Origin of the sequence: Algoriphagus sp., from assembly GCF_030694375.1 — a bacterium.
Classification (GTDB): Bacteria; Bacteroidota; Bacteroidia; order Cytophagales; family Cyclobacteriaceae; genus Algoriphagus.
The window spans coordinates 1-17,470 of record NZ_JAUXYL010000005.1 but is presented as its reverse complement, the minus strand read 5'-3'; the positions used below and the strand labels follow the sequence as shown (position 1 = coordinate 17,470).

17 protein-coding genes are annotated in these 17,470 nt (G+C 41.5%); 15 read left to right on the top strand and 2 right to left on the bottom strand.

Going from position 1 to position 17,470, the window contains the following annotated elements; all coding sequences use genetic code 11:
* Window positions 1-90: 90 nt before the first annotated feature.
* The 5 genes from rsmA to Q8M62_RS00915 all read left to right on the top strand — a co-directional run bounded on the left by rsmA (window position 91) and on the right by Q8M62_RS00915 (window position 4,230).
* Window positions 91-876, top strand: coding sequence for a 16S rRNA (adenine(1518)-N(6)/adenine(1519)-N(6))-dimethyltransferase RsmA (gene rsmA / locus Q8M62_RS00935; RefSeq protein ID WP_304901409.1), 786 nt, complete (start codon window positions 91-93; stop codon window positions 874-876).
* Window positions 863-2,230: a magnesium transporter gene (mgtE, locus tag Q8M62_RS00930; protein ID WP_304901408.1), complete on the top strand. Its 1,368-nt coding sequence runs from the start codon at window positions 863-865 to the stop codon at window positions 2,228-2,230. Before rsmA ends, mgtE begins: the two co-directional genes overlap by 14 nt.
* A gap of 4 nt (window positions 2,231-2,234) precedes the next feature.
* Window positions 2,235-3,167 carry a 2-hydroxyacid dehydrogenase gene (locus Q8M62_RS00925; RefSeq protein ID WP_304901407.1) on the top strand — a complete coding sequence of 311 codons (933 nt, stop codon included), beginning with the start codon at window positions 2,235-2,237 and terminating at the stop codon, window positions 3,165-3,167.
* Between the two features lie 156 nt (window positions 3,168-3,323).
* Window positions 3,324-3,797 carry a transcription elongation factor GreA gene (greA, locus tag Q8M62_RS00920; protein WP_304901406.1) on the top strand — a complete coding sequence of 158 codons (474 nt, stop codon included), beginning with the start codon at window positions 3,324-3,326 and terminating at the stop codon, window positions 3,795-3,797.
* Between the two features lie 40 nt (window positions 3,798-3,837).
* Window positions 3,838-4,230, top strand: a complete 393-nt coding sequence (locus Q8M62_RS00915) for an HIT family protein (protein WP_304901405.1) — start codon at window positions 3,838-3,840, stop codon at window positions 4,228-4,230.
* Between the two features lie 86 nt (window positions 4,231-4,316).
* Here the strand turns inward: Q8M62_RS00915 and Q8M62_RS00910 are convergent, their stop codons facing one another.
* The gene (locus Q8M62_RS00910) at window positions 4,317-5,423 is read right to left on the bottom strand and encodes an alanine racemase (protein ID WP_304901404.1); all 1,107 of its coding nucleotides are present in this window, start codon (window positions 5,421-5,423) and stop codon (window positions 4,317-4,319) included.
* Between the two features lie 319 nt (window positions 5,424-5,742).
* Between Q8M62_RS00910 and Q8M62_RS00905 the strand changes: the two genes are divergently transcribed.
* The 6 genes from Q8M62_RS00905 (at window position 5,743) to Q8M62_RS00880 (ending at window position 13,910) form a co-directional block, all read left to right on the top strand.
* On the top strand, window positions 5,743-6,516 hold the full coding sequence (locus tag Q8M62_RS00905; protein WP_304901403.1) for an ABC transporter permease: 774 nt from the start codon (window positions 5,743-5,745) through the stop codon (window positions 6,514-6,516).
* Window positions 6,517-6,520: 4 nt separating this feature from the next.
* Complete coding sequence (locus Q8M62_RS00900; protein ID WP_304901402.1) at window positions 6,521-7,261, top strand: ABC transporter ATP-binding protein; 741 nt, start codon at window positions 6,521-6,523, stop codon at window positions 7,259-7,261.
* Window positions 7,262-7,263: 2 nt separating this feature from the next.
* On the top strand, window positions 7,264-8,253 hold the full coding sequence (locus tag Q8M62_RS00895; RefSeq protein ID WP_304901401.1) for an MlaD family protein: 990 nt from the start codon (window positions 7,264-7,266) through the stop codon (window positions 8,251-8,253).
* A gap of 323 nt (window positions 8,254-8,576) precedes the next feature.
* Window positions 8,577-11,201: an alanine--tRNA ligase gene (gene alaS, locus Q8M62_RS00890; protein WP_304901400.1), complete on the top strand. Its 2,625-nt coding sequence runs from the start codon at window positions 8,577-8,579 to the stop codon at window positions 11,199-11,201.
* Between the two features lie 19 nt (window positions 11,202-11,220).
* Window positions 11,221-12,681 carry an Asp-tRNA(Asn)/Glu-tRNA(Gln) amidotransferase subunit GatB gene (gene gatB, locus Q8M62_RS00885; RefSeq protein ID WP_304901399.1) on the top strand — a complete coding sequence of 487 codons (1,461 nt, stop codon included), beginning with the start codon at window positions 11,221-11,223 and terminating at the stop codon, window positions 12,679-12,681.
* A gap of 116 nt (window positions 12,682-12,797) precedes the next feature.
* Window positions 12,798-13,910 (top strand): TlpA disulfide reductase family protein, encoded by a 1,113-nt coding sequence (locus Q8M62_RS00880; RefSeq protein WP_304901398.1) that lies wholly within the window; start codon window positions 12,798-12,800, stop codon window positions 13,908-13,910.
* A gap of 392 nt (window positions 13,911-14,302) precedes the next feature.
* Here the strand turns inward: Q8M62_RS00880 and proC are convergent, their stop codons facing one another.
* On the bottom strand, window positions 14,303-15,103 hold the full coding sequence (proC, locus tag Q8M62_RS00875) for a pyrroline-5-carboxylate reductase (RefSeq protein ID WP_304901397.1): 801 nt from the start codon (window positions 15,101-15,103) through the stop codon (window positions 14,303-14,305).
* Between the two features lie 202 nt (window positions 15,104-15,305).
* Here proC and Q8M62_RS00870 point away from each other — a divergent pair, with 202 nt between their 5' ends.
* The 4 genes from Q8M62_RS00870 to Q8M62_RS00855 all read left to right on the top strand — a co-directional run.
* Window positions 15,306-15,752 (top strand): hypothetical protein, encoded by a 447-nt coding sequence (locus Q8M62_RS00870; protein ID WP_304901396.1) that lies wholly within the window; start codon window positions 15,306-15,308, stop codon window positions 15,750-15,752.
* A gap of 9 nt (window positions 15,753-15,761) precedes the next feature.
* Window positions 15,762-15,962 carry a helix-turn-helix transcriptional regulator gene (locus tag Q8M62_RS00865; protein WP_304901395.1) on the top strand — a complete coding sequence of 67 codons (201 nt, stop codon included), beginning with the start codon at window positions 15,762-15,764 and terminating at the stop codon, window positions 15,960-15,962.
* Between the two features lie 136 nt (window positions 15,963-16,098).
* Window positions 16,099-17,265 (top strand): glycosyltransferase family 4 protein, encoded by a 1,167-nt coding sequence (locus Q8M62_RS00860; RefSeq protein ID WP_304901394.1) that lies wholly within the window; start codon window positions 16,099-16,101, stop codon window positions 17,263-17,265.
* A 40-nt stretch (window positions 17,266-17,305) separates the two neighbouring features.
* A partial coding sequence (locus Q8M62_RS00855) for a GDP-mannose 4,6-dehydratase (protein WP_305667999.1) occupies window positions 17,306-17,470 on the top strand: 165 nt, incomplete at its 3' end.

The following is a 17,470-nucleotide window of genomic DNA, read 5'->3' as shown; positions in this document are numbered from 1 at the left end:
ATTGGTGTGGTGGGACAAATTTCCCGTGCCTTTAGGAATATTCCCTTATTTTTAGGCCTGCAATTTATAAAAATTTATCGGAGCCTGAGGATGGAAAAAGTCAAACCTAAAAAGCATCTTGGACAGCATTTCTTGACTGATCTGAGTATCGCCGAGCGTATCGCGCAGGCAGTCAAAGGTCATGATGGAGTCAATAAGGTGTTGGAGATCGGTCCTGGCATGGGCGTATTGACTGATTTTCTCCTGAAAAATCCCCAAGAACTTTATCTCATTGAGATTGATAGGGAAAGTATTGCCTACCTGCATAAAAAATATCCTCAGCTTGGTGAAAGGATTATCGAAGGCGATTACCTAAAATATGATGCCTCACGGATCCTTCCGGAGAAATATTCGATCGCCGGAAATTTTCCCTACAATATTTCTTCTCAGATATTTTTCAAAGTTTTGGAAGAAAAAGACCGGGTCACTGAGGTCGTCTGTATGCTTCAAAAAGAAGTCGCCATGCGGATTGCCTCTCCCAAGGGAAATAAAGACTACGGAATTTTGTCCGTCTTACTCCAGGCTTGGTACGATATTGAATACCTCTTTACTGTGCCTCCGACAGTTTTCAACCCTCCGCCAAAAGTAAATTCGGGAGTCATTCGTCTCACACGAAATTCAGTTCAAAAGTTGGATTGCGATGAAAAACTATTTTTCAAAGTGGTTAAAGGAGGATTCAGTACCCGGAGAAAAACGCTTCGAAATGCACTGAAATCTTTTGAGCTTTCGGAGGAATTCCGTTCCAGTCCCATTTTGGATAAACGCGCCGAGCAATTGGGCGTGGAAGAATTTGTGTTTTTGACCCAACAAATCGAAAAAGGTCGTGGAAGCAATTAAGCAATTTGAATTATCTAAAGAATACCTCGAAAGTCTCCAATTGGGGATCGAGCAGGGGAATGTTGACTTCATCCGCGAGTCTCTCGATGGAGTCAATGAGGCAGATATTGCTGCGATTCTCGATGAGCTGAGTCTACAGGAGTCCGTTTATGTTTTACGGCTTTTGGAAAACCAACTTGCAGCAGACATTCTTATCGAGCTGGATGATGTGACTCTTCTGAAGGTGCTTCGAGAAATTGAAAACTCTGAAATCGCAGCTTGGATTGAGATGATGGACTCCGATGATGGAGCTGATATCTTGAACTTGCTTTCTGAGAAGGATAGAGAAGAGGTTATTGCGGATTTTCAGGACAAAGTCAAATCAGAGCAGGTTCTTGAACTCCTCCGCTATGAAGAAGACACCGCAGGAGGGATCATGGCGAAGGAATTTATCCGCGCCAACAAAAACTGGAATGTCGTTCAGACAATTAATGAGATTCGCCGTCAGGCTGAAAATGTAGAAAAGATCTACTCCATCTATGTGGTAGACAACCGTCAGCAATTGATGGGACGGGTATCATTGAAAAGGATTATCCTGGCTGGCGCTGATACAAAAATTGAGGATATCTACGATGATGAAGTGATTTCTGTACCAGTACACATGGATCAGGAGGAAGTGGCTTCAGTTATGCGAAAGTACGACTTGGAATCCGTACCGGTGATCAATGCCAAAAACAAGTTGGTGGGAAGAATTACGGTCGATGACATCCTTGATGTTGTGCAGGAGGAAGCAGACGAAGATATTCAGGCGATGTCAGGTATCTCGGCTCAGGTCGATGAATACGACAGTGTGTTTAAGTTGACCAAAGCGCGGCTTCCTTGGTTGATGATAGGAATTATCGGTGGACTTTTGGGAGCGGGGTTTATTGGTTTTTTTGAGGCAGGACTGGCAAAAGTCACCGCCTTGGCATTCTTCATTCCACTGATTACAGCTACAGGTGGCAATGTGGGGATACAGTCGTCTACGCTGGTGGTTCAGTCTTTGGCAAATAAATCGGCTTTTGATGACAGTCTTTCGCGAAGATTTATGAAGGGCCTTTTGGTAGCCATAATCAATGGTTTGGTACTTGCTTCTTTCGTTTTCGGAATGGTAGTACTGTTCTATGGAAATGAGGTCAAATTTGCTATGGTAGTCTCTATTGCGCTGTTTTGCGTGGTATTGTTAGCATCATTCATGGGAACCTTCACCCCTATCGTTTTGGATAGATTTGGAATCAATCCGGCCTTGGCCTCGGGTCCTTTTATCACCACAGCAAACGATTTGATTGGATTGGCAGTTTACTTTTTAGTTGCAATGTCCCTTTTGAGTTTGTAGTAAAATGAAAATTCTGATCATCGACGAGATGCACCTGAGCATCATTCCCATGCTCGAAAAACAAGGGCATCAGGTTATGTATTTGCCCAAAATTACCCGAGAAGAAATCCTCGATTCTGTAGCCAACTATGATGGCATGATCATACGGTCCAAAACACCGATGGATCGGGAGCTTTTGGAAAAGGCTGTAAATCTCAAATTTATCGGAAGGGCTGGAGCGGGTTTGGATCAGATTGATTTAGACTATTTGCTGGAGCGGGGTGTGAAACTTTTTCATGCTGCAAAAGGCAATAGAGACGCTGTGGCAGAGCATGCTGTCGGAGGCTTATTGGCTCTTTTTAATAACATGATCAAAGCGGACTCTGAAGTGAGAAAAGGCATTTGGGACAGGGAAGGAAACCGTGGACATGAACTGATGGAGAAAACAGTTGGTGTCATGGGTTATGGAAATATGGGAAAAGCATTTTCAAAGCGACTTAGGGGATTTGGAGTTAATATTTTGGCTTACGACAAATACAAATTTGACTACGGAAATGATTTAGTGCAGGAGGTGATTTGGGAAAAGCTGAAGTCTGAAGTTGATATTTTGAGTATCCATGTTCCGCTTACCAAGGAAACTCGAAATTTCTTCACATTGGAAGAGTTGGAAAGCTTTGCTAAGCCGTTTTGGCTGATCAATACAGCAAGGGGAGAAGTAGTTAGTTTCGCAACTCTAAACGCTGCTTTGGACCGAGGAATTCTTCGCGGAGCTGTTTTGGATGTGCTCGAAAATGAGAAGTTCAATCGCCTTACTCCAGAACAAAAAGCTGAGTTTGAGAAACTCGCCCAACGGGCAAACGTGATCTTTTCACCTCACATCGCCGGCTGGACTTTTGAATCCTACCACAAGATAAATAAGGTGCTAGTGAAGCAAATAAAAAAAGCTTTTAGTGAATAAAATCTTTGTTTCTGAAAAGCAGGACCAATTTTAAAGACTTGCTTTGTCAAAAAGCTTTCCTATCTTTGGGCGTAAAATAAAGGCAAAAACAAAGTAACGGTCTCCACCACGTGACCGTTACTTTGTTTTTTGTGCCTTTTGAAAAGAAATAAAACTATGTCAAAAGTACAATATTACACTGAAGAGGGGCTCAAGAAATTGAAAGATGAGCTTCAGGAATTGAAAGGTAAAGGCCGTCTTGATATTGCCAGGCAAATTGCTGAAGCAAGAGATAAAGGTGACCTTAGTGAAAATGCAGAATACGATGCAGCTAAGGATGCACAAGGTCACTTAGAACTGAAAATCGCTAAACTTGAAGCTGTCGTGGGCAATGCAAGGATTCTTGACAATTCACAGATGGATACCTCTAAAGTCGGAATCCTCTCAACTGTGAAAATCAAGAATGTCAAAAACGGAATGACTGTAAGCTACAAATTAGTGTCTGAAGAAGAAGCTGATTTGAAAGCCGGGAAAATTTCTTTGGCCTCACCTTTTGGAAAAGGCTTGGTAGGAAAAGTGATCGGTGATATTGCTACGATCAATGCACCCGCAGGTCAATTACAGTTCGAAATATTAGACATAAATTATTAATTACTTATCCCGGATTTTCCGGGATTTTTTTGTGAAAAATATGGCTAGCATCTTCACCAAAATCATCAAAAGGGAGATCCCCGCTGAAATCATCACCGAGGACGAAAATTTCATTGCTTTTTTAGATATCATGCCATTAGTCAAAGGGCATGTGTTGGTTGTCCCAAAAAAAGAGGTGGATTACATCTTCAATATGGAGCCAGAAGATTTAGCCGGTCTTCATCTCTTTGCTCAGAAAGTAGCTAAAGCCATGGACAAGACAATCAAGTGTACAAGGATTGGTGTTGCAGTCATTGGCTTGGAGGTTCCCCATGTACACATTCATTTGGTTCCTCTGAGAACGATGGACGACATCAATTTTACCAGACCAAAGCTGAAGTTGACCTCAGAGGAACTCGCTGATATTGCGGATATGATCAGAGGGGGATTTTAAGTAAGTCACTGGCAGCTGTTGGCATTTCGCTTCACTCTGAGCAGTAAAATGTGTCAGACTATGTGAAGAAGAATGGAGTAGACAGATCACAGGGATTTACCTTCACAGTGATCGATTGTTTTTCCTCCCAAACTCAGATACTCTCCCATGCAATCTGCCGTCATGCAGGAGTGTACCGGAAGTACTCCAAGCAAGTCACCAACTTTCACGGATTGCAAAAGGGAATCACTGGCATTTATCAGTCCATGTTCTTGAGAAATGCTTTTCACGTAAGAGCGGTCAGCCGGAATAGTCCAACCGGTTTCATTCAAATAGACAACCTCGCCGAAATTTTTATTCCCGGAGGCATCGACTAAAACATCTTTGGCTAGGTGAACTCCACCGCCATGGATGAGAATCTCTTTGCGTTCGAAGTTGATGTCTACCACTGGTACAGCGAGACATACAGCGATATCCTCCTTTGTACAGCTGCCCAACTCAGCCTGCATCAAGTCAAAAAAGACGAAGTTGCCCGGACCGAGTTCATCAATATCACCAAAATCTTCGGTTACAGCACATCCGGGAGTATCACCTATGCGAGTTACCAAATCTGGAAATTCGCTTTGGTATTTCATTTTGAGCATATGAAGGGCCTGACGACTTTGCTCGTATATACCGGCCTTGTCGGGGGTATAATAAGTGTGACCCGGGTGAAGGTAAAAGCCCTTGAACTTTAATTTGTCCGACTGTGTGGCTGTGCGAAGAATTTTCTCAATAGTTCCAAGGTCAGCTATGTGAACGCCTGTTCGGCCATAACCAGCATCGATTTCAATAAAGAAACCTACCGGATTGGTCAGCCCCTCTACCAATTTTCGTGTGGTGATGGGGTTGACAAGTTGAACCGAAAGCGACTGATTAGCTGCTAAAAAATTCAAGCGGGGGATTTCCAAGGGATTGAAAGGGAAAGCGATGTGGATGTTGTCCCAACCTTGACCGCAGAGGTATTCTGCCAGTTTAATTGATGAAGCGGTCACCTCCTTTATTCCATATTCCTTAGCCCAATTTCCAATTTCGTGGGATTGGGCAGTTTTCCAGTGTGGGACGAGTTTCTTGTTGTTTCGGGCAGCTTTTTCCGCCATTCGTTTGATATTGGCCCGAGTGATTTTTTCGCTGATTAGAAGGGTAGGGGAAGTGATTTGATCAAGATAGGACATGTGATTGAAATAGGGTAAATGAGGCAGAGGGCTTTTTTTTAATTTTCATGAAAGTAGGAAAGGAATTACGATTTATGAAATACGATTTTCAAAGCCATTGGAATTTTTATTGTCTTCATTTGTATCAGTATCTGATTTCATTGGGCCAAGGATTAGATCTACTCCCATAAACCTTAGCTTTTATTTTAGGGTAATTAAGTTTCCGGTTTTGATTGGATTTATTGTTTTTGTTTAAACCTGATTTGTATCATATTAATAGGTGATTTCTCAAAGAGTTTTTTGAGTTTTCTATTTTCATTTTTAAGAAAAAAAAGAAAATATGATTCACCTCATTAAAATAGACAGTGAATTTCTCAGAGAGGTGGGAGAGATTGCCCGGTTTACAGGTCGTTTTTTTAGAGAAGTGATTAAACCCAAGCAAGAATGGGAGGAGTTTATCAACCAATGTTTCTGGATTGGTTTCAAAACGCTCACGCTGGTTGGGATTACGGCATTTATCATGGGGCTGGTTTTGACGATTCAGTCCAGACCTACCTTATTGGAGTTTGGAGCGGTGTCGATGCTACCCGCTATGGTTTCAGTTTCTTTGGTTAGGGAAATTGCGCCCGTTATCACGGCTTTAATATGTGCCGGTAAGATCGGTTCGGGTATCGGGGCTGAATTGGGATCGATGCGGGTCACAGAGCAGATTGATGCTATGGAGGTCTCAGGAACTAATCCGTTTAAGTATTTGGTAGTGAGCCGAGTCTTGGCATCCACACTGATGGTACCGCTTCTTTCAAGTTTAGCCATAGCCATTTCTCTTTATGGCGGCTATTTGGGAGTAAATATTCGTGGGAATGTCAGTTGGCATTTGTATTGGCTTCAGTCCTTTGGAGCCCTTAGCTATGGAGACTTTATCCCATCACTCATTAAGACATTCTTTTTTGGGTTTGCAATTGGAATTGTAGGCTGCTATAAAGGATATAATTCAAAAAAAGGAACCGAGGGGGTGGGAAGATCTGCTACCAGCGCAGTAATCGTTGCATCTCTTGTTGTATTTATTATTGACCTGATTGCTGTGCAGGTGACTGACCTTTTGGGACTGACTTAAGCTTATGGAAAAAATAAAGTCCATAATTGAGGTGAAAAATCTGAATAAATCTTTTGGTTCCAATCATGTACTCAGAGATTTTTCGATGGAGGTGGTGCCCGGGGAAAGTCTTGTTATTTTGGGAAAATCAGGAAGTGGAAAGTCTGTTTTAATCAAATGCATCATTAATCTCATCGAACCTGATTCCGGAGAGATCTATGTATTGGGCCAAAATATAAGGGAGCTGGACCAGGATCAGATGGATAAGTTAAGAGCGGAGGTAGGTTTCCTTTTCCAAAGTAATGCACTCTACGATTCCATGACTGTAAGGCAGAACTTGGAATTTCCGCTAAGAAGACATTGGACCAAAGAAATGAGAGACTTGAATGCGCAATCGGCAGTAAAAGAAGCCTTGGAGGATGTGGGTCTTGGCCATACGATAGATATGATGCCTGCCGAATTATCCGGAGGAATGCGTAAGCGGATTGCATTGGCAAGGACCTTGATTTTGAAGCCCAAAGTCATACTTTATGATGAACCGACCACCGGGCTTGACCCGATTACAGCCCGTGAAATCAGCGAGTTAATGCTTCGGGTTCAGGAAAAATATAAGGCATCGTCCATCATCATTTCGCATGACATGAACTGCATACGGATGACTTCGGATCGGGTGATTATGTTGATTGATGGCAGAAATTACATTTCGGATACCTATGAAAATTTACAAAATATCCCTGATCCCAAGGTCCGGGAGTTTTTCGATTAACTATGAAAGATAAAACTACATCCAATGTCAAATTGGGAGCAATGGTCATTGCCGGCTTGCTGTTTCTTGTTTTCTCCCTTTATATGATCGGTAAAAACCAGAACATATTCGGTTCCTCATTTGAGATTTTTGCTCAAATCGACAATGTGAATGGCTTGGTTCCAGGTAATAATGTACGGTTTCAGGGCTTGGAGGTAGGTACGGTCCGATCTGTTGCAATGCAGGATGAGTCTACGATCGTGATAAAGATGTTGATCAATAAATCCATGCGGTCTTTTATAAAAAAGAATGCTTTGGTATCCATCAATACAGACGGTTTGATGGGGAATAAAATTGTTCAAATCTATCCACAACCGGGAGATGCAGCATCCATTGAGGTAGGAGATACACTTTTACCAATTAAAAAAGTCGGAACGGAAGAAATGCTGGAAAAACTGAGTGCTTCGGGAGATTATCTGGAACTAACGCTAATCAATCTCTCAGAAATCACCGAGAAATTAAATTATAGTGAAGCGATTTGGAAGATTCTATCAGATGCGGAACTGACTTTGGACCTCAAGGCTTCCGTGAAGGAATTGCTAACGGCCGGTCAACATGCATCAGCAATGGCAAAGGCAGGAAGAGAAATGATAGTTGAATTTGGGCAGAGTGATGGAGTTGTCAATAAGCTTTTTACTGATAGTTTGATGAGCCAAAATCTTGAGCAATCTGTTTCTCAATTGCAAAAAATCAGTGCTGATGCTGCTGATGTTATGGTAAGTATGAAAAATTTAATCCAAAACATTGAAAAAGGAGAAGGGACTGCGGGATTGATTTTAGCGGATACTTCCTTTAGGGGACAGTTGGTACAAACGATGGAAAATGTAGAGCAAAGCACCTACCGGCTGAACCAGAATATGGAAGCCTTGAAATCAAATTTTTTGTTTAGAAAATTTTATAGAGATCAGGAAAAAGCCAAGAAAAAAGCTGAAAAAGAAGCGCAGATAAAGTAATCCTGATTTTTATGGGAAAGCCAATTCATTTATAGGATTGGAGTCGAGTTTGTATTTCCGAACTGATTTTTCTGAGTTATCCTGGATAGGATATTCAGGATAACGCGATTTAAGTGGACGTTTTTTCTTTAAAAGAAATTTGAAATTGATTTTTTGTACACACAAGTCAACCCGCTATTTTTTTAATTGATTTTATGCTGTAGTAAATTCAGCGCCATGATGTGCGTAAGCCCGCCTTTTCTGTTAATTTTGTCACCCGATAAATGGGTCGTACATAGGGCCAAACGAATACAAAAACATATCATCTGCATCGCAAACCTTCCATGGAAGCAAAGAAAATACGAAGTACCTTCATTGAGTTTTTCCAGTCCAAACAGCATCAGTACGTTCCCTCATCACCGATTGTGGTCAAAAATGACCCGACACTGATGTTTACCAATGCCGGGATGAATCAGTTTAAAGATGCATTTCTTGGCAACGAAATCGCCAAATATTCCCGAGTAGCCAACTCTCAAAAATGCCTTCGCGTCAGCGGAAAGCACAATGATTTGGAGGAAGTAGGAGTTGACACCTATCACCATACCATGTTTGAAATGCTTGGCAATTGGTCATTTGGAGATTATTTCAAGAAAGAAGCAATTGAGTGGGCTTGGGAGCTTTTGACAGAAGTGTACCAACTCCCTAAAGACAGACTATACGTTTCTGTTTTTCAGGGTGATGAAGGGGATAAGTTGGAAAAGGACGTAGAAGCCGCTGAGCTTTGGAGCAAAATCGTTCCGGAAGACCGAATTATTTTGGGATCAAAAAAGGATAACTTTTGGGAAATGGGTGACACAGGGCCTTGCGGACCTTGTTCAGAAATCCACGTGGATCTTCGCTCCGAAGCCGAAATTGCACAGGTCCCGGGTCGCGATTTGGTCAACAATGACCATCCTCAGGTGATTGAAATCTGGAATTTGGTATTCATGCAATTCAACCGTTTGGCGGATGGAAGTCTCAAAGAACTTCCTGCCAAACACGTAGATACAGGAATGGGTTTTGAGCGATTGGTGAGAGCCATTCAGTTCAAATCTTCCAATTACGACACGGATTTGTTTACGCCTTTTTTGGATGCCATAGCAAAGAAATCCGGTAAAACATACGGATTGGACGAGCAGACTGATATTGCCTTTCGCGTGATTGTAGACCATATCCGTGCGATCTCCTTCACCATCGCTGACGGACAGATTCCATCCAACAACAAGGCAGGATATGTCATCCGAAGAATTCTAAGAAGAGCAGTTCGCTATGGTTACACCTTTTTGGGCTTACAGCAGCCATTTTTATTTGAATTGGCACCGTTGATTGCAACGTACTTTGGAGATATTTTTCCGGAAGTCAGACAGCAGCAGGAGTTTATTGCTAAAGTAATCATGGAGGAGGAAGCCTCTTTTTTGAGGACTCTAGATCATGGATTGAAAATGCTCGAGTCGATTAAATCGGAATTGAACTCCAAAAATGAGAAGGTCATTACAGGCAAAACAGCGTTTGAATTGTATGATACATTTGGATTTCCGCTGGATTTGACATCGCTGATTGCAAGAGAAAATGGCTTTTCGGTGGACGAAAAAGGCTTTGCCGAGGAGATGGAAAAGCAAAAGACCCGTTCCCGTGCTGCTTCTGAGCAGGAAACCGGTGACTGGGTTTTGGTCAATGAGGATACCGGTGTGGAATTTATCGGATATGATTTCACTGAGGCTTATTCTCACATCATCAAGCATCGAACAATTACTGATAAGAAAGGGGACCGGTACCAATTGGTGCTCGATCGGACCCCATTTTATGCAGAGAGCGGTGGACAAGCAGGAGATACGGGTTGGTTGATTTCGGATTCTGAAAAGATCCGTGTCATCGACACCAAGAAAGAGAATGATCTGATTGTTCATTTTGTTGAAAAGCTTCCTGCGCATCCTGAGGTACGGTTTTCATCGGAAGTAGATCGGGAAAAGCGGCAGTTGACGATGAATAATCACTCAGCAACTCACCTTTTGCAATCCGCATTGAAAGAAGTGCTGGGGGATCATATTCAGCAGCGGGGATCTTTGGTCAATGAGAATCTACTACGATTTGATTTTTCTCATTTTGGAAAAATGAGTGAGGATGAAATTGCAAAAGTAGAAGAGATAGTAAATGCCAAAGTGCGTGAAAATATCGAACTGCAAGAGCAACGCAACGTACCCATCGAAGAGGCTAAAAAAATGGGGGCAACCGCTCTTTTCGGGGAAAAATACGGAGACTTTGTGCGTGTTATCACCTTTCAAAAGGACTTTTCAGTGGAACTTTGCGGTGGTACACACGTTCCTTTTACGAGTCAGATTGGCTTATTTAAAATCACTTCTGAAGGATCGATTTCTGCGGGAGTTCGCAGGATTGAAGCAATCACCGCTAAAGCGGCAGCGAATTATTTGCGAGAGCAGGAGAATTTGGTGAAAGAAATTCAGGATTTATTGAAGAATCCAAAGGATGTGAAAAAAGCCATTGAGTCATTGCTTCAAGAAAGAAATGACTTAAGGAAAGAGATTGAAACGCTTCACTTGGAAAAAGCCTCAGGAGTTAAAAATGAACTTTTGAAACAATTCATAGAAAAAGACGGGATAAATACGCTGATTGCTCAGGTGGAATTGCCAAATGCAGAGTCTCTGAAAAAACTGGCTTATGAACTTAAAAATGAAGTTGCTAACGCCTTTGTGATTTTGGCAGCAAAAATTGAGGATAAGCCTCAGGTTGCTGTCATTTTGGAAGATGCATTGGTCGTTTCCAAAGGATTGAATGCCGGGCAAATCGTCCGTGAACTAGCCAAAGAAATCCAAGGTGGAGGGGGCGGACAACCCTTCTTTGCTACCGCAGGTGGAAAGGATCTGGCAGGTCTTGAAAAAGTGGTGGCCAAGGCCAAAGAAATGTTTTTATAATCGCTGATATATCGAAAAAATGCTAAGCGAAGAACTCAAGAATAAATATCAGTTGGTAATTGGACTGGAAGTGCATGCTCAATTGCTGACCGAAAGTAAAATGTATTCTTCGGATTCAAATGAATACGGAAATCTGCCCAATACCTTGATTTCTGTCATTACTTTGGGGCATCCTGGCACTTTGCCTAAGGTAAATAAGAAGTCAGTCGAATACGCCATAAAAATGGGCCTGGCCTGTAATTCAGAAATCACCCGGTTCAATATTTTCTCAAGGAAAAACTATTTCTATCCTGATCTTCCCAAGGGTTATCAGATTACGCAAGATAAAGGTCCCATCTGTGTAGGTGGGGTTGTACCAATCATATTAGCAGATGGCTCCGAAAAGGTCATCAAACTCAACCGAATTCACATGGAAGAGGATGCCGGAAAATCCATACACTTAGCCGGTGAAACGGATACTTTGGTGGATTTTAACCGTGCAGGAACTCCATTGATTGAAATTGTTTCCGAACCGGATATGAGAACGCCTGAGGAAGCTTATGCATTTCTCGCAGAAATCAAAAAACTGGTCAAATACCTTGATGTCTGCGATGGAAACATGGAAGAAGGTTCGCTTCGCTGCGATGCCAACGTGTCTGTCATGCTCAAAGGCGCTAAGGAATATGGCAAAAAAGTCGAAGTGAAGAATATGAATTCCTTTCGAAATGTTGCCCGTGCCATCGAGCACGAGCACGAGCGAATCATTCACCTGCTCGAGGCAGGAGTAGAGGTGCTTTCCGAAACAAGAACCTTCGATGCATCGACAGGAACAACAGCCAGTATGAGAACCAAAGAAGATTTGAACGACTACCGTTATTTCCCGGAGCCTGATTTGAGCCCTGTGGTAATCTCTGAAGAGTGGCTCAATTCGATTAAAGTGACGATGCCTGCTTTGCCGAGAGCGCTTTATCGGAAATTTGTGGATGTCTATGGATTACCGACCTACGATGCAGGTGTTCTAAGTGAGGCGAAGGAAATCGCGCTTTGGTTTGATGCACTTTGCTCCAAAACAAACAATTATAAAGCTGCCTCAAACTGGATGATGGGCCCTGTTAAGTCGTACCTGAATGAATTGGATTTGCACTTGGATCAATTCCCGATCAAGCCGGAGATATTGGCTGAGTTGATCGAGTTGGTAGATGAGGGTAAAGTTTCATTCACAGCTGCTTCCCAGTCGATTTATCCCGAATTGCTGAAGGCAAGCGGCGAAACATCCCTGGCTATTGCGCAGCGCTTGAATTTGATTCAGGAAAGTGACGAGGAATCGTTGAAGCCTATTGTGGAGGCTATTTTGGCTGATAATAAAGCCAAAGTTGCGGAATACCGATCCGGAAAAAAAGGACTGATGGGGATGTTTATGGGACAAGTCATGAAGAAGTCCCATGGCAAGGCTGACCCTAAAGTTGCCACCAGAATTTTAACAGAATTGCTGGAAAATTAAATAGAACGAATCGAGCCTGCTTGTCTGCCACAGGCATGGCTCAGCGGCATAAAGTGAGAGGGTTATCCATCATGTGGGTCAATCTGACTGACCTTTGAAAATAAAACAATAAACAAATGAAATACGCGATGATAGGTGTTTGGACAATTGCTGTAATGGCATTTTTCTCCTGTGGGGCAAATGATTCTGCTACCGAAGGAATGGTTCAGGTTTCAGGAAAAATTGAAAATTTCCCGGATGGCTTGGTGATCCTTTCCCAATTTACGGACAGCAGGCCCAAAGTTCTGGATACATTAAAGGTGAGCCCATCCGGTGAATTCACCTATGAATTGGCGGTGGACACTCCTACTTTTTATGAATTGAATCTTTATGGGCAAAAAGTAGTGCGATTGGCATTATATAAAGAAGATGTTGAGTTGAAGTACAATTTTTCAGATCCGGCAAGTCTTGCAATTGAAGGCTCTCAGGACACCAAAGAAATGCTCAAGATTGAGAGGCTAATGGAAGCGTATCAGTTGGAAGTTAACAAACTAAATGAGGCTTACTATGAGGCGATGAGCAAAAATGATACTGAGGCGATCAAGAAAATTCAGTCTGATGCAATGATTTTGGAGTCCAATCAATCCACTCGGGTAAAGGAAATGATCCAAAGTATGGGGAATTCTTTCGCTCCATTAGCTGCGGTTGGACTTTTGAATCCTAAAAATGATTTTCCATTTATGGACGAATTGGTCACCAAACTCAATGATAATTATCCTGGAACTGTTTCGATTCTTCAGATGAAACAGCAGTTGGATGAAATGAGAGCGCTCTCTGTGGGGCAACCTGCACCGGAGATCGAGTTGCCTAGTCCAGACGGCACCATGGTAAAGCTATCGGACCTTCGTGGTAAATATGTTCTTATTGACTTTTGGGCAGCTTGGTGCAAGCCTTGCCGTCAGGAAAATCCAAATGTGGTGAGACTTTACAATCAGTATAAAGACAAAGGGTTCGAGGTATTTGGAGTTTCCCTTGACCGGACTAAAGAAGATTGGGTAAAAGCAATAGCTGATGATAAATTAGCTTGGACGCAGGTTTCAGATTTGAAATACTTTAATTCAGCGGCAGCCGAACTTTATCAGATCCAAGCAATTCCTGCTACTTACATGATTGACCCTAATGGTAAAATTATTGCAAAAGACCTGAGAGGACCAAGTTTGGAAAATAAGCTGGCGGAGCTATTCGATTGATCCGATCAAACTCATTTAAAAAAGCCTTCCGGAAAAGTATTCCGGAAGGCTTTTTTATGGATCAGACTTGAGGGTAAAAAAAAGGAAGGAGGCAAAAATACCAAACAGTCCTTCCTGTAAAAATCGTGTCTTTTAAAAAGGAATAGCAAAAGTTGTTTATCACCCGAGACAAATCTAATGAAAACATTTAAAAGAAAAACAAAGCTAAAATTATTCTTTTTTCAAGTAATAGTAATAATTTTATAAAATACATGAATATTCTAATCAAAGGAATGTCAAGGTTCCAGTTAAAGCCAGTTTGCGTATTTGGAATTATAATTTTCCAATTCGGAAAAAAAATAAAAAAGCCATCGCATGGGAGTGCGATGGCTTAAGGTTTGCAAATCGATTTATTACTTTCCTATTTTCTCATAGCTAGCAATTACGCCTCTGACCATTGCAGAACTGAATCCCTGATGTTCCATCTCGTTGAGACCCACTATGGTGCAACCTTTTGGTGTAGTCACTTTGTCAATAGCAGCCTCAGGATGGATGTTTTTTTGGATCATGAGTTCTGCAGCGCCTTTTACAGTTTGATTCACGATTTTACTGGCAGTGACCGAATCAAATCCGATTTGAATTCCTCCTTGAATCATCGCTCGCATAAATCTTAGCACATAGGCAATTCCACAAGCGCCCAATACCGTTGCTGCTTCCATTAGGCTTTCGTCGATGGATATGGTATACCCAATGGAGTCAAATAATTCTTTGATCATTTCTTCCTGAATTGGATTGGCTTGTTCCTGACAGATGCAGGTGATAGATTCCTGAATATCCGCAGCAATATTGGGCATGGCCCGAAACGTCACAGTTTTGGGATCAATGACCGCATACATTTCTTTCATAGAAACACCCGTCGCAAGAGACACAATCAGCTGTTTTTCGGGGTCCAAGGCAGGCTTAATTTCTGCGAGGATCGTTGCAACATTGTAGGGTTTTACCCCCAAGAGGATAATATCTGCATATTGAGCCGCGACGATATTATCGGTATGGACATGTACCCCTTTGGCTTCAAATTCAGCAAGTGTAGCAGTGTTTCGTTTGGTAAGTGTCAGGTTTTTTGGATCAAAATCCTCCCGCATCAGCAGGCCATTCGCAATGGAAGCACCCAGGTTTCCGCAACCGATTATGGCAATTTTTACTTTGGAGATCATGGAATATTGAATTTTAAACAGGTTTGATTGACTAAAGGTAACCAAAACGTAAGCCTTTTTGCCAAAAAGAGAATGGATGAATCAATTTCAATCAATTACTATGAAATCCAATAAAAAATATTTGGAAAAATATTTTGACATAAAGTAAAGTTTATTTTACATTTGGACAAACAAACATGACTTAATCTAAAACACTACTAGTATGCTTACTAAAATCCTTTTACCCCATCGATTTCAGAAAATCGGTTGGCTTCTATTCCTGCCATTTTCGGTATTGCTCTTTACTAACAATTATTTCGATTTCAATTTTGCCTGGTTAGAATTTGGCATTAGAGAAGGATCGTTTTTTGAAGACTCCAAAGAGAATTTTACAAATGAGTTTGCATTGATTGGGACATTTATTTCCCTGTTTCTGATCGCATTTTCAAGAGAGAAAGAAGAAGACGAATACATCCAAAAGCTTCGATTAGATTCGCTCTTAGTGGCCTTTTATGTAAATACATTTATTCTGATTCTAGGAACCTTACTTTTTTACGGATTTGGCTATCTGGAATTTATGGGCTATAACATGTTTACCATACAGCTTATTTTTATAGGACGATTTAGGTGGGTGCTTCGTAAGCAAAAGCAATCTTTACTGGCTTATTAAGCAATTATTATGAAAAATACCATCAAAGTAGAGCGGGCTAGAAAGGACATGACCCAGCAGGATTTGGCTGAAAAGGTGCAAGTTTCCAGACAAACCATTAATTCAATAGAGGCAGGCAAGTATGTGCCTTCAACTGTTTTGGCATTAAAAATTTCAAAAGTTTTCGGGGTAGGATTGGAGGAGGTTTTCGAATTGGAGGAAGGCGATTAAACTGATCAAGAAAGTTTTCATTTTCAGTAAAAAACAAACTCGGTATTTAGTCTCAGTTTTTATAGTATCCTTACCAAATTTTAACGGACATAAAAGCGTTAAAAGTTTACCTTTGCGCTTTTACAAATCCTTTTTGATGCCAAAACTAATCCGAATCACCACCGTCCCGCTTTCACTCAAACTTTTACTCGCTGGGCAAATGAGTTATATGAAAACTCAAGGCTGGGAAGTGATCATGGTCAGTGCAGATGGACGGGAAGTCGCTCAGGCTATTAAGAATGAAGGCGTTCGTCATGAAGTTATTCCATTTACAAGGCGAATTACTCCATTGGATGATTTGCGATGTATTTGGAAACTCATTCAACTTTTTAGACGAGAAAAACCTGACATTGTGCACACACATACTCCCAAGGCAGGCTTGCTGGGAATGATCGCTGCAAATCTTGCAGGGGTCACTATTAGAATTCATACTTTAGCCGGAATTCCGGCAATGGCAGCCGAGGGAAGAAAGAAAACTTTACTCGAGTCCATAGAGAAATGGACTTATTCAAATGCTACTGAGGTGTGGCCGAACTCAGTGGGGCTTCGGAAATTTGTTTTGCAGAAAGAACTTTGCTCCGAATATAAACTTCGAATCATCGGTAAAGGCTCCTCAAATGGTGTTGATCTTGAAAAATTCAATCGAGAAGTCTTAAAGGAAAATCACCTAGTTGCCGCCACTATGCGAATTATGCCCGGAGAGGATGACTATATTATACTTTCTATAGGGAGGTTGGTGAAGGATAAGGGAATTGAGGAATTGGTAGCTGCCTTTCTGAATTCCAAAATCGTCAATAAATCAAAGCTGGTTCTTTTAGGTGCTTTTGAACAGGATTTGGATCCACTTTCCCCCGAAACGGTTCAGACTATTCAAGATCACCCAAGAATCATTCAGATTGATTGGTCTGATCATGTAGCCCATTACCTTGCTTTATCAGATGTATTGGTGCATCCTTCGCACAGAGAAGGATTTCCTAATGTAATCTTGGAGGCGGGAGCGATGGAAGTGCCGGTAATTTGTTCGGATATAATTGGGAATACAGACATTATTGTACAGAAAAAAACAGGATTGATTTTTCCAGCCAAAAACGCAGAAGTTTTAAAAGAGGCTTTGGAATTTGCTTTTGTTAAAAGGGACAAAATGACAGAATTTGCAGCTAATCTTTTTGATGAAATAATTAATAATTACGATCGAAAATTTCTCCACAAAGAAATATTTAGCAACTATCAGCGCCTGCTAAGCAGCGCCAAGACAGCGGAATAATATATATTTGAAGATTGACAAGTAATTACCACTTTTCCCTATGAAGTACCTCGTGACCGGAGTAGCCGGATTTATTGGATTTCATGTTGCACAAAAATTAATCGATCGCGGAGACGAAGTTGTCGGACTGGATATTATCAATGACTATTATGACGTCAATCTAAAATATTCCCGACTTGAATACCGGGGAATTCCAAAGTCTGAA

Bases quoted from the DNA above. Each gene is read 5' to 3' on its own strand.
- Q8M62_RS00910 (WP_304901404.1), bottom strand. From the start codon at position 5,423: ATGTCCTATCTTGATCAAATCACTTCCCCTACCCTTCTAATCAGCGAA.
- gatB (WP_304901399.1), top strand. From the start codon at position 11,221: ATGCTAAGCGAAGAACTCAAGAATAAATATCAGTTGGTAATTGGACTG.
- Q8M62_RS00915 (WP_304901405.1), top strand. From the start codon at position 3,838: ATGGCTAGCATCTTCACCAAAATCATCAAAAGGGAGATCCCCGCTGAA.
- rsmA (WP_304901409.1), top strand. From the start codon at position 91: ATGGAAAAAGTCAAACCTAAAAAGCATCTTGGACAGCATTTCTTGACT.
- Q8M62_RS00925 (WP_304901407.1), top strand. From the start codon at position 2,235: ATGAAAATTCTGATCATCGACGAGATGCACCTGAGCATCATTCCCATG.
- Q8M62_RS00900 (WP_304901402.1), top strand. From the start codon at position 6,521: ATGGAAAAAATAAAGTCCATAATTGAGGTGAAAAATCTGAATAAATCT.
- Q8M62_RS00905 (WP_304901403.1), top strand. From the start codon at position 5,743: ATGATTCACCTCATTAAAATAGACAGTGAATTTCTCAGAGAGGTGGGA.
- Q8M62_RS00870 (WP_304901396.1), top strand. From the start codon at position 15,306: ATGCTTACTAAAATCCTTTTACCCCATCGATTTCAGAAAATCGGTTGG.
- Q8M62_RS00860 (WP_304901394.1), top strand. From the start codon at position 16,099: ATGCCAAAACTAATCCGAATCACCACCGTCCCGCTTTCACTCAAACTT.
- Q8M62_RS00895 (WP_304901401.1), top strand. From the start codon at position 7,264: ATGAAAGATAAAACTACATCCAATGTCAAATTGGGAGCAATGGTCATT.
- Q8M62_RS00865 (WP_304901395.1), top strand. From the start codon at position 15,762: ATGAAAAATACCATCAAAGTAGAGCGGGCTAGAAAGGACATGACCCAG.
- Q8M62_RS00880 (WP_304901398.1), top strand. From the start codon at position 12,798: ATGAAATACGCGATGATAGGTGTTTGGACAATTGCTGTAATGGCATTT.
- alaS (WP_304901400.1), top strand. From the start codon at position 8,577: ATGGAAGCAAAGAAAATACGAAGTACCTTCATTGAGTTTTTCCAGTCC.
- proC (WP_304901397.1), bottom strand. From the start codon at position 15,103: ATGATCTCCAAAGTAAAAATTGCCATAATCGGTTGCGGAAACCTGGGT.
- greA (WP_304901406.1), top strand. From the start codon at position 3,324: ATGTCAAAAGTACAATATTACACTGAAGAGGGGCTCAAGAAATTGAAA.